Here is a 16576-nt window from a genome sequence, read left to right on the forward strand (position 1 = left end):
GATAGAGTGGAGTGAGCGTACAGAATGGGAATTCACCGGGGGAAGGCGGCTGTAACCATTGTTCTGCTGCTGTGTGTAGGTCTATACGGCTCGTGGCTTGAGATGTTTTGGGGGCATAAGCTGGTCTATCTGCTGCTGGCGGCAGCGCTTGCCGGATTCGTGCTGGACAACTGGCGCCGCGGGGCGCAGAGCGTCCGGGAGCTGGCGGATGCCAGAGGCAGAGTGGAGCAGCTTGGCAACGAGATTGTGGTTACCGCAGACCGGCTGCACGGCGCACTGGAGGAGATTTCCCGCCATACCGAAGGGCTGCAGCAGACCGCAGATTATTCCCATGCCTATGAAGTGGACCTGCAGGTCCGCAGCAATGAGGCGAAGGCGAATATTGAGGGCGCTTTTGCCACGATGGGCGGAGTGGCGGCAGTGACCGGACAGATTGAAGAGCTGGCTGCCAGGCTGGACACGGCGATGCAGGCGGCGCGCGCGGGAATGGCCGAGATGGTGGATTCGCTGAAGAATACAGACGGGGTTATGGAGGGGCTCCAGAAGCAGAGTGGCGATATGCTGGACAAATTCACCGCATTAAGCGGGCATATTGCGATGGTCGAGGAGATGAATGCCCTGATCGTCGGCATCGGCAATGAGACCTCGCTCTTGGCTCTCAATGCTTCTATCGAGGCCGCGCGGGCAGGGGAAGCGGGCCGGGGCTTCGCGGTGGTGGCCGGACGGATCAGGCAGCTTGCCGATCAGAGCCGCGACTCGGTGGAGCGCTCCTCCGCTGTGCTGCTGGATCTCAACCGCGGCATGCGCGAGGTGCTGGAATCGGTAACGAAGGAACAGGCGGCGGTAGAGCATGGCGTGAATGAAGTGGCGACCGTGAAGCAGCGTCTCGGGGAGATCTCGGCCCGGGTGGAGGAGGTAGGCACGGTGGTGACGGAATCGGCAGCAGCGGCCGAGCAGCAGAGCCGGCTGATTGAAGAGATGACCGGCGAGCTGAGCGGCGCGGTGGGCATTGTCAATGAGACGATCGCCGGTGTCGATCTCACCCTGGAGCAGGTGACGCGCCAGCGGACACAGATCGGGCAGCTGAACGGAATCAGCGCCAGCCTGCTGCTGGAGTCTCAGGCTCTGCAGCATTCGGTGAACGGCATTGCCGGGCGTGAGGTTATTGAGATGGGCCAATACTCGGCCCGGCTGCAGGAGATGCAGGCCCTGCTCCAGACCATAGCTGGCAAGCCGGAGCTGTATCCTCCTGATGCGGATATCCATGGCCGGGTGCTGGCGGCGTGTATGCGGCAGGCGCCGGATGTGCAGGCGATCTGGTCGAACCGGACAGACGGTACATTTATCTATTCTGAGCCTGCGGCCGGGCTGCTGAATGCGAAGCGCCGTGACTGGTGGAACGGGGCAATGAAGGAAGGGCAGTTCGTATCGCAGCCGTATGTATCGGCGATTACGAAGCGTTCCTGCATCACCCTCTCCAGAACGATCACGGACGAACAGGGAGAGATCGTCGGTGTGGTCGGAATTGATCTGGCGGTGTAAGGCTACTAAACAAAGAGCAGGCTATCCCCGGCAGGGAACAGCCTGCTCTTTGTTTAGGATGTTGCCCGGTGAAGCGGGGCAGCGGCTGTAATAGTTAGGGCGGTAGCATACTAACTGTGGCGCAGGCTGCCGCTAACGCTTCCCTGCCGGTAACACCCGCACACCGGTCCAGATGCTCTGCCAGTTCTTGCGGGCCATTCTCTTCTCATAGACCGGCCAGAGATGCGGATTGGCGGCGAAGTAAGGCGTGGGCCGCACCACCAGCTGAAGCGCATCCTCTACCCCATGGGGAGCGGCCAGAATCACTTCGCCGTCCCCGCGGAGGGAGAGGCCGAGCGCTGTCGCCGTCTCCGGGAACATGGACATGGCATCCGTGGAGGACCGGTAAGGCTTCAGATCATTCACCTTATGCATCCTTGCCTGGTTCTTGACCGACCAGGGAATGCCGGGGTGCTGCTGCGTGAGGCCGGCCTCCCTTAATTTCTCGGTCTCCTCCCCCAGCTCGCTGCGGTCATAGTAGATGACATCAATATCCTGGAGCGGGGTCCGCTCCGTATATCCGTGCTGCACATCCCAGATCTTGGAGCGCACGAACCCGGCGCATACCCACCAGTCCGGCAGTTGCAGCGCAGCGGCTGAGGCCAGAATTTCCATCATCCAGGCATCCTCCTTCACCACCCGGAGAATGTCCGATTCATTATGGAGCTGCATATTTGGCACCCCTTCCTTATCGCTGATTAAGGAATACATGCAGGCGTTCTTCCCTAGCGCTGTACCCGGTCTGTCCATTATATACCATTTGCACAGAGAGCGTTGACCCGATTGCTATAAGAAAGGCCCCATCTTATAATGAACCCGTAGAACATCTGGTGGAGGCGTGAATGTGCAATATAATCTGAGTATTTTGCTGCAATTGTTTGAGCGGGCAGCGCTGCTGCTGATGTGCCTGTTCGTGCTGACCCGGGTGCCGAGGTTTAAAGAGATTTTTGCCAAAGGGGTCCATGCTCCGCAGGAGCTGGCGATGGTTACAGTGATCTTCAGCCTGTTCGCCATCTTCGGAACCTACAGCGGCATTAACGTGGAGGGATCGCTGGTCAATGTGCGGATCATCGCCATTATCACCGGCGGCATTCTGTTCGGCCCCTGGGTCGGGCTGATTACCGGGGTCATCTCGGGTGTGCACCGCTTCCTGATTGATATCGGCGGGGTGACCTCGCTTCCATGCCTGATAACAAGTGTTACGGCTGGGATTGTATCCGGGATTATCTACCGGCGCACCTCCCCGGGCCGCCGCTGGATGGCCGCCATTGCCGCCGGGATGGCCTGCGAGGCGCTGACGATGGCGCTGATCCTGATGATGGCTGATCCCCATTCGCTGGGGGTGGATATCGTGTCGAAGATTGCTTTTCCGATGATTACCGGTCAGGTCTGTGCCGGATTGATCGTTACTCTGGTGCAGAGCGTAGAGGGAGAGAAGGAACGGATTGCCGCCATGCAGTCCAAGCTTGCGCTGGATATTGCCAACAAGACGCTGCCCTATTTCCGCAGTATTAATCCGGAGTCGCTGCGCACCATCTGCGGCATTATCAAAGACGACATCGGAGCGGATGCGGTGGCCATTACCGATACCCGGGTGATTCTGGCTTATGTCGGGGTCGGGGAAGAGTATTATGCCGAGGCCAATGAGATTATCAGTGAGGAGACCAAGCAGACGCTGAGCAGCGGGGAGATCACCATCCGCGATGATGATACGGAGTACCTGAACCGGGATATCCGCTCGCTGATCATCATTCCGCTGAAGGAGAAGGGCGAGGTGACGGGGTCACTCAAGATCTACTATACCAAGGCCCACAAAATCACCTATTCCCTCCAGGCGATGGCTGTGGGGCTGTCGCAGATCATCTCCACGCTGATGGAGGTGTCGCGGGTCGAGGGGATCAAAGAGATGGCCAACAAGGCCGAGCTCAAAGCGCTGCAAACGAGCATCAATCCCCATTTTCTGTTCAATGCGCTGAATGCCATTATCTCCTCGATCCGGGTGGACCCGGACAAGGCACGCGAGCTGATCGTCAATCTGTCGGGCTACATGCGCTATAATCTGGAGCTGAACGATGAATTCATCGACATCCGGCATGAGCTGCAGCAGGTTCAGCATTATGTCGAGATTGAGAAGGCACGCTTCGGCAGCCGCCTGAGCGTTGTGTATGATATTGATGAGCTGGCGGTGCGGATTCCGAGTCTGATTATTCAGCCGCTGGTGGAGAATGCGATTGTGCACGGTATTTTGAAGGCGAAGGGCAAGGGAACGGTAGAGATCTCAGTTAAGGACCGCGGAGACCGCGTAAGGGTGAGAATTGCCGATAGCGGAGCGGGGATCAGTGAAGAGACGATTGCGAAGGTCTACAGCGGAAGCATGGAAGGCAACAAAATCGGCCTCTACAACGTGCACCAGCGGATCAAGCTGATCTACGGCACGGGGCTGACCATCCACCGGCTGGCGAAGGGGACGGAAATCTATTTTGATGTGATAAAGGAGCAGCGATGAGAGCGATTATTGTCGAGGACGAAGTGCTGGCCAGGCAGGAGCTGGCTTATCTGATTAAGGCACACAGCGGGTTCGAGATTGCCGCGGAATTCGAGGACGGGCTGGATGCGCTGAAATATCTGCAGACGGAGCAGGTGGAGGTGATTTTCCTGGATATCAATGTGCCCTCCATCGACGGGGTATTGCTTGCGCATAATATCAGCCGGTTCGCGGTCAAGCCGTACATTGTATTCATCACCGCCTATAAGGAGCATGCCGCTGAGGCCTTCGAGATAGAAGCGTTCGATTATATTCTGAAGCCTTACAGTGAGGCGCGTATCCAAGCGATGCTGAAGAAGCTGGAAGGAGCGATCGCGGCCGGAAGCCGCCAGGGGAAGGAAGGTGCGGTTAAGCCCAGCAGCGGGAAGGTCAATCTGTGGAAAAATGAAAAGATCATCGTCGTCGATGCGGACGAGATCTATTATGCTTCGGCTCAGGAGAAGACGACGAGTGTGATCACTAAGGGGGAGGAATACAGCATGTCCTTAAGCATCAGCGAGTTTCACACCCGTCTGCCCCAGGAGCAGTTCTTCCGCTGCCACCGCTCCTACATTGTCAACCTGTCCAAAATCAAGGAGATCATCCCCTGGTTCAATAATACCTATTTGCTGCGGCTGCGCGATCTGGAGTTCGAGGTTCCGGTCAGCCGCAGCAAGGTGAAGGAATTCAGGCAGCTTATGCGCCTCTAACGGCAATTCATTCCTTGTCTCTGTCATCTCATTCCGGATTTCTCTCAGAATTTGCTCTTTTCGCTACAATGAAGAGGCAAAGCAAGCCTTGAAGCGATTACAGCGACTTCAGAGAGAAAGAAGGAATTCTCATGATAACGGATACAGCCAGCAAACGGTGGCTCATTGTACTGGGCACAGTGATTATGCAAATGGGACTCGGGACGATTTATACCTGGAGCCTGTTCAATGCCCATCTGGTCAGCAAATTCGGTTGGGAGCTCAGCTCGGTTTCTATAACTTTTTCGATCACCAGCTTCGCCCTGGCCTTCGCTACATTATTCGCCGGGAAGCTGCAGGACCGGTTCGGCCTCCGCAGACTGACCGCCGCGGCCGGAATCATGCTCGGGCTGGGGCTGATGTTAAGCTCGCAGGCCAGCTCTCTGCCGGTGTTCTACCTGCTGGCCGGCGTTGTGGTCGGATATGCCGACGGAACGGCGTACATTACGTCACTGTCCAACCTGATGAAGTGGTTCCCGAAGAACAAAGGGCTGATCTCCGGCGTCTCCGTAGGAGCATACGGAACAGGCAGTCTGATCTTCAAATATATCAACGGCAGCCTGATTGAATCGGCGGGGGTGTCGAATGCTTTTCTGTACTGGGGCCTGATCGTCATGGTGATGATTGTGACCGGCTCACTGCTGGTCCGGGAAGCACCTGCGGCTGCTCCGGCAACTGCTGCACCTGCGGCAGGAAACCGGGCATCTGGGGCGGCAGTGCTGCCCAAGGATTATACCGTGAAGCAAATGCTGCGCACGAAGGAAGCATACCTGCTGTTCGTAATCTTCTTCACCGCCTGCATGAGCGGGCTCTATCTGATCGGAATCGTGAAGGACATCGGCGTGCAGCTGGCGGGGTTGGATGTAGCGGCGGCAGCGAATGCAGTGGCAATGATTGCCATCTTTAATACGGCCGGACGCCTGATTCTCGGGGCTTTGTCTGATAAAATGAACCGGCTGAAGCTGATTAGTGCCACTCTGGCGGTCACGGCTATTGCGATGTTCACCCTCAGCTATGCTACGCTCAGCTACGGGCTGTTCTTCGCCTGTGTTGCGGCCATCGCCTTCTGCTTCGGCGGCAACATCACCATTTTCCCGGCGATTGTCAGCGACTTCTTCGGTCTGAAGAACCACAGCAAGAACTATGGCATCGTCTACCAGGGCTTCGGGATCGGCGCATTGTCCGGCTCGTTCATCGCCGCCTTCCTGGGCGGATTCAAGCCCACCTTCATCATCATCGGCCTGCTGTGTGTCCTGGCCTGCCTTCTGGCAGTTTCGCTGAAGCCTCCGGTAGCGGCAAGACGGACCAAAGCCAAGGGAATGAGTCTGAAGCCTTCACGGCATTCAGCTTAAACCATATATAGCAATATGTCGGCTGGACATAATTAGAGACAAAGAGACAAGAGTCAAGAGACAAGAGTCAAAAAACAAAGAGATTAGTTTGGAGAAGAGGCGTTCCTGCGCTTGCGTAAGCGGGTGGGGGAGTGTCTCTTTTTCGTTGTTGGGGAAGCGATGATGTATGCGGAAAACTGGATACAATGTATGCGGAAAACCGAACACATTCGGCGCAGCGTGGGCGTGTGGAAGGAATGTATGCGAAAAACCGAATACATTCGGCGCAGCGTGGGCGCATGGGATCAATATATGCGAAAAACCGAACACATTCGGCGCAGTGTGGGCGTGTGGAAGGAATGTATGCGAAAAACCGAACACATTCGGCGCAGTGTGGGCGCGTGGGCGGAATGTATGCTGAAAACAGTATACAATGGACTCGCGAAAGGTGCGTGGGCTGAATGACTAAGCGCAAGGCAATCGGCTCCAATGTAATCGGAAAACCGACCACAATGGGCACGTTGAGGGTGTGTAGGCAGAATGTAATCGGAAAACCGACCACAATGGGCACGTTGAGGGTGTGTAGGCAGAATGTAATCGGAAAACCGACCACAATGGGCACGTTGAGGGTGCGTAGGCAGAATGTAATCGGAAAACCGACCACAGTGGGTACATCGAGGGTGGCTGCCGGAAACAGACAGGAGGATGGTGGCATAAGCGGGTATGGCGGAGGCGGGGGCACAATCAGCGGATATAACAAAAAAGGCATCCGGGAAGCGTAGGGTTACGCTCCAGCGGGTGCCTTTGTGTTCATCAGGTAAATGGTTGGAGAAGCGATGGGCCGGGGGCTTAGCCTTCCAGCAGCAGCGCCTCAGGGTCTTCCAGCAGCTCCTTGACCTTGACCAGGAAGCTGACGGCCTCTGAGCCGTCTACGATCCGGTGATCATAGGATAAGGCGATGTACATCATCGGGCGGTTGACGGTGCGCTCCTCGTCCAGTGCGATGGGGCGCAGCTGGATTTTGTGCATCCCGAGAATACCGACCTGCGGGGTGTTGAGGATTGGTGTGGACAGCAGGGACCCGAACACGCCGCCGTTCGTGATGGTGAAGGTTCCGCCCTGCAGCTCCGGCAGGCTGAGCGTGTTGGCCCGCGCCTTGGAGGCGAGCTCGCCAATCTGCCGCTCGATCTCAGGGAAGCTCAGCCGGTCCGCATCGCGGACGACCGGAACGACCAGGCCTTCCTTGGCGGCTACGGCAATGCCGATGTCGTAATACTTCTTCAGCAGGAGATCCTCGCCGTCGATCTCGGCATTCAGCATCGGGTAGGCCTTCAGCGCGCCGATGACAGCCTTGGTGAAGAAGGACATGAAGCCGAGTCCGACCTCGTGCTTCTCCTTGAAGGCATCCTTGCGGCGTTTGCGGATGTCGAGAATCGCGGTCATGTCCACCTCGTTGAAGGTGGTCAGCATCGCTGCCGTCTGCTGCGCTTCGACGAGGCGGCTGGCAATGGTCAGCCGCCGCCGCGACATGCGCTTGCGCTCGGTCGCTTTGCCGTCCTCGGCGTGCGGCGCCTTGCCCGCCGCAGCGGACGGCTTCGCCGGCTCCGGCCGCGCCGCCGGAGCCGCTGGCGCAGCCGCCTGCGGCGCAGCTGCGCTATGGCCATTCACATCGGCCTGGCCAATCCGGCCGATAGGGTCGCGGGCAGAGACCTCGCCGAGGTCGATGCCCCGCTCCCGTGCCAGCTTGCGCGCCCCCGGCGAAGCCAGGGCCGCAGCGCCGGCCGCCGCAACTTCGGCGGCGGCAGGAGCCGCAGCGGCGGGAACAGCCGCTGCTGGCGCAGGCTCGGCAGCCGCAGGCGCGCTGCCGCCCTGCGGTGCGCTGGCAGCAGCAGGTGCGCTGCCAGCAGCCCCCGCCCCGGCGGCGGTGTCAATGATGCCGATGGCTTCGCCTACGGCAACATTGTCGCCCGCCTGGCGGAGGATGGAGGAGATCACGCCGTCCTCCTCCGCGCTGATCTCCAGATTGACCTTGTCGGTCTCAAGCTCGGCAAGCACATCCCCCTGGCCGACAGTGTCGCCCTCTTTCACCAGCCATTTGTAGATCGTTCCTTCGGAAATGGATTCGCCCAGATCGGGTACTTTGATTTCGGACACAGGCCGTTACCTCCCCAAATATAGTGGATTGTATGATCGTGAGACCGTCCTGCTGCAATCAGGAGGACGGTACTGGTGCTTGCACTTGAGTATTGAGCTTCAGGGCTTCCCTGACAATCCGCCGCTGCTCGAAGGTGTGAACCTCCGCATAGCCGCTGGCCGGGCTGGAGCGCTCCGGACGGCCGATATACTGGACGGACACGTTCTGCGGAGCGATGGCGCGGAGCCGGGAATCGGCATAGGTCCAGCCGCCCATGTTCTTCGGCTCCTCCTGTACCCATACGATCTCCTCCAGCGAGCGGAGTGTGCTGAGCTGGGCAGCAAGCTCCCGTTCCGGGAAGGGATAGAGCTGCTCCATACGGAGGATATGCAGCCAGGACCAGTCTGTATCGCGTCCGGCCTCCAGCTCCGTCTGCAGATCAATAGCGACCTTGCCGCTGCATACGACCAGACGCTTCACTGCTTCCGGCTTGCTGCCCAGCAGCGGCTCAGGAAGCACCGGCTGGAAGGTTCCGGAGGCGAGGTCCGCTCCCGGCGAGGTGCTGCGCTGGTTGCGGATCAGGCTCTTCGGCGCCATGATGACCAGCGGCCGGGCATCTGCCTGCCCGCCGAGTGATGCCTGGCGGCGGAGCAGGTGGAAGTACTGCGCGGCGGAGGTCAGGTTGGCCACCGTCCAGTTCTCCTCGGCGGAGAGCTGGAGGAAGCGTTCCAGCCGGCCGCTGGAGTGCTCCGGTCCCTGGCCTTCATAGCCATGGGGCAGCAGAATCGTCAGATTGCTGCGCTGCGTCCACTTGGCCCGGCCGGCGGAGATGAACTGGTCGATAATGACCTGGGCCGCATTGGCGAAGTCGCCGTACTGCGCTTCCCAGATGACGAAGGTCTCCGGCGCGAACACATTGTACCCGTATTCGAACCCGAGCACCGAGGCTTCCGACAGCGGGCTGTTGTAGACACCGAAGGAGGCGCGGGCATCGCTGATCTGATGCAGCGGAGAATAGAGCTCGCCGTTCTCGCTGTCATGCAGCACCAGATGGCGGTGCGCGAAGGTGCCGCGCTGGGAATCCTGGCCGCTGAGGCGGATCGGAGTGCCGTCCTTCAGAATGGTAGCGAAGGCGAGGGTCTCCGCCAGCGCCCAGTCCACACGCTCCCCGTCATTCAGCGCATCCTTGCGGCGCTGCAGAATCCGTTCCAGCTTCGGATAGACCTTGAAGCCGGACGGCACACGCAGCAGCTCGCGGTTGATCTCCTGCAGGCCGGCGAGCGGGAAGGCGGTCGGGCGTTTGGCCGGAAGGTCGGCGTCCAGCGCTACAGCGGTCTTGGACTCCGTACCCTTCTGCTTGCCCTCCTTCATCTGCTCGAACGCCTGCTGCAGCACACTTTCGGTCTCGGCAATCATGGCCTTGACGTCATCCTCAGTCACTACCTTCTCACGCTGGAGACGCTCGGCGTACAGCCGGTAGACCGTAGGGTGGCTGCGTACCTTGCCGTAGACCAGCGGCTGGGTCGTATCGGGATCATCCATCTCGTTATGCCCGTGGCGGCGGTAGCCGATCAGGTCAATCAGGAAGTCCTTCTTGAACATATGGCGGTAAGCGCTGGCCAGACGGACAGCGGCAATGCAGGCCTCGGGATCATCGGCGTTGACATGCACAATCGGAATCTCGTAGCCCTTAGCCAGGTCACTGGCATAATGGGTGGAGCGGGAATCCTCGCTCTCCGTCGTGAAGCCGATCCGGTTATTGACGATAATATGCACGGTTCCGCCGTTCTGGTAACCCTGCAGCTTGCCGATATTCAGCGTCTCTGCCACAATGCCTTCGCCAGGGAAGGCTGCATCGCCGTGCATCAGCACAGCCACCGCCTTGTTCGTGTCCAGCTTCGGCAGGCCCGGGGAGCGGCGCTCCTCCTGGGCAGCACGCGTGAAGCCTTCGACCACCGGGTTGACGAATTCAAGGTGGCTCGGGTTATTGGCCAGCGTGATCCGGGTGCGTACCGTTTCGCCCTGGCGGACGGCGCGGTCGGCGCCGAGATGGTATTTCACATCGCCGGTCCAGCCGTAGTTGATCCCCATCGAGCCTTCGGAAGGGAACAGCTCCTTGTTCGGCGAATGATGGAACTCCGAGAAAATAATATCATAAGGCTTGCCCAGAATATGCGCCAGCACATTAAGCCGGCCGCGGTGGGCCATCCCCATCAGGATATGCTCTGCACCGTCATGGGCGGCAGCCCGCACAATCTCATCCAGCATAGGCACAAGGGCATCGTTGCCCTCCAGGCTGAACCGCTTCTGGCCGACAAACGTCTTGTGCAGGAAGGTCTCGAAATGCTCCACCTGAACCAGCCGCTTCAGCAGCTCCTTGCGCTCGGCGTTGTTCAGCGGGGCAGGGGAGGTCATCGACTCCGCCTGGCTGTTCAGCCAGCGCAGCTCGCGTTCATCGTGCACATGCCCGAATTCATAGGCGATGGTCTGCGTGTAGGCCTGGCGCATTCTGTGGACAGCGTCCATCGCAGTGCGTACATCCTCCGGGGCATTGTCCCAGATCAGGGAGGCGGGCATGGCATTGAGATCCTCACGGGTCAGCTCGTATGTCTCCAGCTCCAGCCATTTGGCCATCGGGTTGCTCTTGCGCTCCAGCGGGTCAATGTCGGCGGCCATATGGCCGTATATACGAATATTGGCGATCAGCTTCGAGGCCTTGACGGCCTTCTTCAGCCAGCTGGCATCGGCTGTAACCGCCGGAGCCGGAGTTCTCTCCGCATCCGGGGCCAGAGGGGGCGGGCCGGATACCGTGAACAGATCGCGGTAATGTTGTTCGACAGATGAAGGGTCCTTGACAAACTGGTCATATCTTTCCTGGATGTAGCCCAGGTTGGGGCCGTAGTATTTACTCCAAACCGTGTCACTATAGGGCTCTTTGATTGCCATGAATAGGTCCTCCTAACAGGATAAACTCCACTTCGGGCAGACAAGAGTGCCGCTTGGCGGAGTTACAATGTTTGCGGTTTCATTCTCACCTTATTGTGCTACTTTCCGGCAGGGTAATCAATTCATACTTTGTTCCAATCCGTTCGCAAAAAGGTATGATTTATCATAGAATTCATACGCAACTATCATCAATGAATTGCGTATAGCTATCCCCTTGGAAAGGGGGGCCTCCCTATATGTTTAGACATATCGATAAAATATGAATAAATAAACTTTTAGATGTTTGATTTTTGGTGAAATGGGTAATTGTTTCTATATATTGTCCCAAAGCGGGAAAAGATTCTCTAAGTATTATGTACCCTGCTGCCGGACCTTTGAACGGGATTTGGAACTATTTATACAAGCCATTGGCATTTTTAGCTAAGGTTCTTCACAACTTCACATAAAAAAATTCCAGAAATCGACACACTATTCGCACATGATCTTGTATAATGTAGTTGCGTAAGAGCGGTTTCATGTATTCATGCCAGATCCTTTCATGTAAAGGGTCCAGTTAAAGGTAAACCTGCCGAAAGGCAGGGGCACAAAGTCTCGGATCTAAAGTAGAAATACTATGATGGCCGGACTGCCTGGGGACGCGCAAATTCTAGGAGGAGATTTCTTGGATAAGTCCAACCAGGGGAATGACGAGCTGCGGGCAGTTGAATTGGATTTAGAATGGGTGTACTTGCTGATGGCTGCCCGGGAGGCAGGCATTCAGGCGGAGGAGATCCGCCGTTTCTTAAGCGAGAAGGCACTCCAGGCGATGTAGGACGGTCATCATTGCTTCGGATACATACAGAAAAGGCACAGCGTACCGGTACGCTGTGCCTTTTCTGTATGCCCTGCGGCATACAACCGCGGTTAGTGATCCTTGTGCTCCATGCGCCATTTCTGGTAATCGAGGAATTCCTTGAATTCGCGTTTGCTGATTCCGGAAGCCATCGCTTCCTGAACGAGCCGGAACCATTCCCCGTCCAGCGCCGGCTCCTCAGCCTCCGGGGGCGCTCCATACAGTACGGTGTGAATGGATACCTGAAGCGCATCGGCAATCTTCTCAATGAATTGAATAGACGGGTTCGATTGGATGTTCCGTTCCACATTACTGAGGTATGATTTCGCTACATCCGCCTTATCCGCAAGCTCGGATAGAGAGTACCCCTTCTCCTGACGGAGTTTGTGGATGCGGCTTCCCAACGTATCTGACACGATTACACGCCCTCCGTATTTTTTGCTAACAGTATAACAAAAATCCGCATCACCGACAAAAACGGAGCCGGAAGGCAAAACGGCACATCCCGCCAGAGGTCCGGGACGTGCCGCATTCATTGTGTGCCAGTTTCTGCTATTTAGCTTCCCCGATGCCCTGCAGGGCATCGAAGGTCCAGTTCAGCGCCAGGCTGTCTCCCTGAAAGGCGTTCTGGTCCTGGCCGTTGTCCACGAATTCGAAGGCGACCTTGAAGGTTTTGGACTGTGCGGCGCTGATTCCGCCCGGCAAGGCCCCAAGAGTCACAAGATCGTAGCTCGGGATATTCTTCAGATCCTTCAGCGTGACCTCGGAGAGCACATATCCGTCCGTGGAGCCGCTGGTATACGAATCCTTGAGCAGCTTGACCTTGAAGTGGGCTCCGAGATCCTGGCCCGCGTTATCCCCCTTGGCATCGGTTACGGTATAGCTGGTGGCCAGCTTGAGGAATTTGATATCCAGCGTGCCTTCATTGGACAGGGTGAAGGTGCGGACCGTATAATCGCCCGGCTTCAGGTTGCTTAAGGCTACGGGAGTATTGAAGGAAGAGCCGAGCTTCAGTGTGCCTGCCGCGAAGGTGGCCGTGCTGGTAGCGGTCGAGCTGAAGTATGCGAAGGTGCCTCCCCCGATCAGAGATAATCCCAGTGCTGCCGATGCTGCGCCAAGACCCAGTGTTTTTTTGATACCCATGATTGAATTCCTCCTTAGATTATGTTAGTTAGGGATTTACTTCTGCGTGCCTGCCTCCTGGCTGGCTTCAAAGTTCAAGGTCAGCGCCAGCGAATCGCCCTGGTAATAATTCTGCGGCTGGAGAGTCTCCTTGAAGGCGAACTGGATGGTCAGATTGTCGGAGGTGCCTGCCTTAATGCCGGACTTCTCACCGCCGAGGATGGCTCCGAGAATTCCCCGTGCGACCAGATCAGGACTCTGGCTCTCCAGATCAGCAAGGGAGATGACCAGCAGTGGTGTGGTCAATTTATCCTTGTTGACGAGGAAGGTCACAATAATATCGTCCTTGAAATTATGTGCGCCGTTGTCGCCCAGGGCATCTGTAATGGTGGATGAGGTGTGCAGCACGACTTTGGGAATGTTCAGCGACCCGTCATTTTTCAGTTTGAAGTCTCTTAGAACGGTATCTCCCGGCTTGAGGTTGCTGAGATTGACGATGACGGAAGGGTCCGATTGTAGTGATAAAGTGCCATTGTTAAAAGAAGCCGAACTGGTTGAGGTGCTGCTGAAGTAAGCGAAGGTGCCTCCGCCGACCAGTGTTAAGCCTAAAGCTGCCGATACAACGCCGAGACCTAGTGTTTTTTTGACATTCATGTGTTCATCCCTCTCTCATAGTTCTTGAAAAGTTATTGTGGCTCCGCGTTACGTAAACGGGAGAGTACAATCATCTTATGGCATCAGCTCCGGCAGCTCATCCGGCCCGCCTGCTGCGGGTGGAGTCTTGGGCTTGGCTTCAATGGCAGCAACGGCCTTCCAGGAGGTGTACAGCGCATAGATCAGCAGCAGCAGTCCCGGAACAATCATCAGCACCACGCTTCCGGCTCTGGACACCGCGAAATTCATGGCATACCCCACATAGGGGACGGTCACGCCGGTATATTGGCCTACCACATTCTTCGAGCTGACTGCTGCGGTATCGGCGGCATCGTTATTGTCGCCCTTGGTGGTATAGCTGGCTTCCCCCAGCGCGCTGTTAAGCTCGGCAGCGACGATGCGGTGGGTAATCAGGAGATTGTCGGGGTTCAGAAAAGTGATGACATCGCCCTTCTGGAAGCGGGTCATGTCCCCTCCCGGCTTGATCGCTACAATGGAACCGGTCTTGATGCCAGGCTCCATGGAGCCGGATAAGACGGTTTTGATCTGGTAGCCGAAGAAGGAGGGCTCGCCGCCCGAGGCTTTGGAGATGATTACTGCGGTGATAAGCACCAGGAAAATCAATAGGATCAGTGCAGAAACCGCCGTGCTGGCTATCTTGCGGATACGCATTGTTAATCGCCGCCTTTGCTGATATCGGATGATGGTGCAGGTGAAGGTGAGTCTACAGGTGCCGGTGTTGCAGCGGACTGCCCGCCCTCTGGTTCATTGACGGGTGTTGTTCCATCGGTGACCTCCGGGAGCGGTAGCCCCGGGCCGGCTGTAACGTCCGGTGTAGCGGATGGGACCGGTGCGGCCGCCTCTGGCTGGGGAGCCTTCGTCTGCGCCGGGTCAGGCTGTCCGCCTGCCTGCGGATCTGGACCTGGCTGTGCTGCGGGCGCTTCCTCCCCGGGCGGTCCGGCTGGGGGAGGCGTGCCGGAAGGTGCGGGCGAGGGAGCGGCGCCTCCGGCTTGCGCTTGTTCTTCAGCCTGCTGTTGCTTCGCCTGCTCCGCTGCGGCTTCTTCTTTGGCCTGCTCAAGCGCCTTGGCCTTATCCTGCAGGGCCGCCTGGGCTTCGGCAATCTCTATCTGCTTCTGCTGCAGGCTGCTGATCGTGGAGGCCAGGTCCTCCTTGGCGGCGGTCATCTCTGTATTGAGACCGCTGTAGAAGGCCTGAAGCTCAGGCGCTACTCCCGAATCATCGCTGTAGACAGCTGCCGTGACATTCGGGACAGGCTCTCTTTTGCCGAAGCCGGGGTCCTTCTGCAGCAGCACGCGGTCAGGATTGCTGGTCGGCAATGATCCGCCGAGGTCATGAATCGAATTCAGATAATGCATAATTCCGCTTAACGTCTCGTTCAAGGATTCCGACAGAATGCCGCTGGATTGCAGACTCTCCTCGATCTGCCCGAAGAACCGGACATCACGGATTTCCAGGCAGCCCGGGTCGAGATTCTCCATATACCCTCCGAGTTGTTGCAGGATGGCCGCGGCCTGCCGGGTCTCCTGCAGAATCTGCTGCCATACCCCGGCGTTGAGGCTCAGCTGCATATCCAGTGCGTTGAGTTCACTACCGGCCTGAAGCAGCTGGGCTGAGACATCCTCTGCGGCCTGGGATAAGCCTTCTTGTGACATTTCTCCATTGTTAAAAGAATAATTGTATGCTCCGCTAACACTATAGCCGTGAAGGGAAGCCTTTAGCTCCCTGAGGGTACGCAGATGTCCGCTGAATTCGGTCAGCAGCCGTTCAATCTCCCCGGGGAACACGGAGCAGAGTCCGATCGAGCTATTCTGTTCCTGGGAGGTGTTGAATCCTCCGTACGTACTGCCAATCTGGCCTGATGTGTACAGAAGCAGTACAGATACGGCCACTCCTGACTGCAGCATCCGCAGGCCAAGCTTCCGGTGCTTCCGTTTGCGCCTTTTGGCGGATCTGGGGTACATCCTCGTCAGCCCCCTTCCCTTGCATATTGACAGATGGTTCTTTATATTCGTTCTTAATTAAGAACGATATCGTAAAGAAATCATACACTGCGCGCCCTGCAAAAGAAAAATGTTAATTTCCGCGAAATATTCCCGATAAAGCAGGAAAAATTTGAATTATCGTTCGTTCTCTCCATAGAACGCTGTTTTTCACAAATGTTCTTTATAGAGAACAAAAGGAGGCGCGGATAGGTGTGGGAGAGTGGGGGAGGGGCTGTGGAGCGGGTGTGAGGAGCATAAGTGCACTTGAATTAGGGAAGTCGGCTGGCGATGCGAATGAGGGCATCCGGCCAGGCAGCGCGAAGAATCAGAGGGATAATCCCTCTGATTCCGTGAAAGCAGGTGTCCCGGGCCTGCGGGTGCGACTGCCTATGGCTCCTCAACGACCGCTTGCGGCTCTTACCGGGTGCAACTGAGCCCTAGAATCCGGTATGGTATTTCCTGTCGCTGGAGGAGCGGTGCTTCGTGCCTTCCTTGTCCTTCTCTTCCTGCTGCTCCAGGGTCAGATCCTCGACCGGAATCGGGTCTACATGCTGCTGTTCCTCATCCTGATCGAACAGGCTGGGCTGCTCCGTGGGGTATTGCTCCGGGTGGTCGCGGTCGTCTTGGACCGGCTTTTTGTCCTCGCTCATCTGGATTCACTTCCCTTTTTCAGAGTTTGCTCCCTAATAAACACAAATCC

14 protein-coding genes and 1 riboswitch are annotated in these 16576 nt (G+C 57.3%); of the genes, 5 read left to right on the plus strand and 9 right to left on the minus strand.

All coding sequences use genetic code 11. From position 1 onward, the window contains the following. The first annotated feature begins 24 nt into the window (after positions 1 to 24). The gene (locus MHI24_RS18295) at positions 25 to 1542 is read left to right on the plus strand and encodes a methyl-accepting chemotaxis protein (protein WP_340020958.1); all 1518 of its coding nucleotides are present in this window, start codon (positions 25 to 27) and stop codon (positions 1540 to 1542) included. A 132-nt stretch (positions 1543 to 1674) separates the two neighbouring features. Here the strand turns inward: MHI24_RS18295 and MHI24_RS18300 are convergent, their stop codons facing one another. Beyond that, positions 1675 to 2253 (minus strand): nucleotidyltransferase family protein, encoded by a 579-nt coding sequence (locus MHI24_RS18300; protein ID WP_340026723.1) that lies wholly within the window; start codon positions 2251 to 2253, stop codon positions 1675 to 1677. Between the two features lie 172 nt (positions 2254 to 2425). Here MHI24_RS18300 and MHI24_RS18305 point away from each other — a divergent pair, with 172 nt between their 5' ends. The 3 genes from MHI24_RS18305 (at position 2426) to MHI24_RS18315 (ending at position 6206) form a co-directional block, all read left to right on the plus strand. Beyond that, the gene (locus tag MHI24_RS18305; RefSeq protein ID WP_340020959.1) at positions 2426 to 4087 is read left to right on the plus strand and encodes a sensor histidine kinase; all 1662 of its coding nucleotides are present in this window, start codon (positions 2426 to 2428) and stop codon (positions 4085 to 4087) included. Then, complete coding sequence (locus MHI24_RS18310) at positions 4084 to 4815, plus strand: LytTR family DNA-binding domain-containing protein (RefSeq protein ID WP_340020960.1); 732 nt, start codon at positions 4084 to 4086, stop codon at positions 4813 to 4815. Before MHI24_RS18305 ends, MHI24_RS18310 begins: the two co-directional genes overlap by 4 nt. Before the next feature lie 131 nt (positions 4816 to 4946). Beyond that, on the plus strand, positions 4947 to 6206 hold the full coding sequence (locus MHI24_RS18315; RefSeq protein WP_340020961.1) for an OFA family MFS transporter: 1260 nt from the start codon (positions 4947 to 4949) through the stop codon (positions 6204 to 6206). Between the two features lie 828 nt (positions 6207 to 7034). Here MHI24_RS18315 and odhB read toward each other — a convergent pair. Then, positions 7035 to 8339 (minus strand): 2-oxoglutarate dehydrogenase complex dihydrolipoyllysine-residue succinyltransferase, encoded by a 1305-nt coding sequence (gene odhB, locus MHI24_RS18320; RefSeq protein ID WP_340020962.1) that lies wholly within the window; start codon positions 8337 to 8339, stop codon positions 7035 to 7037. Positions 8340 to 8397: 58 nt separating this feature from the next. After that, complete coding sequence (locus MHI24_RS18325; RefSeq protein ID WP_340020963.1) at positions 8398 to 11265, minus strand: 2-oxoglutarate dehydrogenase E1 component; 2868 nt, start codon at positions 11263 to 11265, stop codon at positions 8398 to 8400. A gap of 548 nt (positions 11266 to 11813) precedes the next feature. After that, positions 11814 to 11898: riboswitch (cyclic di-GMP riboswitch) on the plus strand. A gap of 28 nt (positions 11899 to 11926) precedes the next feature. Between MHI24_RS18325 and MHI24_RS18330 the strand changes: the two genes are divergently transcribed. After that, entirely contained in the window at positions 11927 to 12076 is a 150-nt protein-coding gene (locus tag MHI24_RS18330) for an anti-repressor SinI family protein (protein ID WP_340020964.1), read from the plus strand. A 92-nt stretch (positions 12077 to 12168) separates the two neighbouring features. On the opposite strand, the gene MHI24_RS18335 is transcribed toward MHI24_RS18330, so the two are convergent. The 6 genes from MHI24_RS18335 to MHI24_RS18360 form a co-directional block, all read right to left on the minus strand. Then, positions 12169 to 12513, minus strand: coding sequence for a helix-turn-helix domain-containing protein (locus MHI24_RS18335; RefSeq protein ID WP_340020965.1), 345 nt, complete (start codon positions 12511 to 12513; stop codon positions 12169 to 12171). A gap of 136 nt (positions 12514 to 12649) precedes the next feature. Beyond that, positions 12650 to 13240 carry a TasA family protein gene (locus tag MHI24_RS18340; protein WP_340020966.1) on the minus strand — a complete coding sequence of 197 codons (591 nt, stop codon included), beginning with the start codon at positions 13238 to 13240 and terminating at the stop codon, positions 12650 to 12652. A 36-nt stretch (positions 13241 to 13276) separates the two neighbouring features. Further along, entirely contained in the window at positions 13277 to 13873 is a 597-nt protein-coding gene (locus tag MHI24_RS18345) for a TasA family protein (RefSeq protein WP_340020967.1), read from the minus strand. A 75-nt stretch (positions 13874 to 13948) separates the two neighbouring features. Further along, positions 13949 to 14545, minus strand: coding sequence for a signal peptidase I (locus MHI24_RS18350; protein ID WP_340020968.1), 597 nt, complete (start codon positions 14543 to 14545; stop codon positions 13949 to 13951). 2 nt (positions 14546 to 14547) lie between these two features. After that, positions 14548 to 15855 (minus strand): hypothetical protein, encoded by a 1308-nt coding sequence (locus tag MHI24_RS18355; protein ID WP_340020969.1) that lies wholly within the window; start codon positions 15853 to 15855, stop codon positions 14548 to 14550. A gap of 458 nt (positions 15856 to 16313) precedes the next feature. Further along, complete coding sequence (locus MHI24_RS18360; RefSeq protein ID WP_340020970.1) at positions 16314 to 16526, minus strand: hypothetical protein; 213 nt, start codon at positions 16524 to 16526, stop codon at positions 16314 to 16316. Positions 16527 to 16576: the final 50 nt, after the last annotated feature.

This window comes from Paenibacillus sp. FSL K6-1096 (genome assembly GCF_037977055.1).
In the GTDB taxonomy this organism is placed as follows: Bacteria; Bacillota; Bacilli; order Paenibacillales; family Paenibacillaceae; genus Paenibacillus_AQ.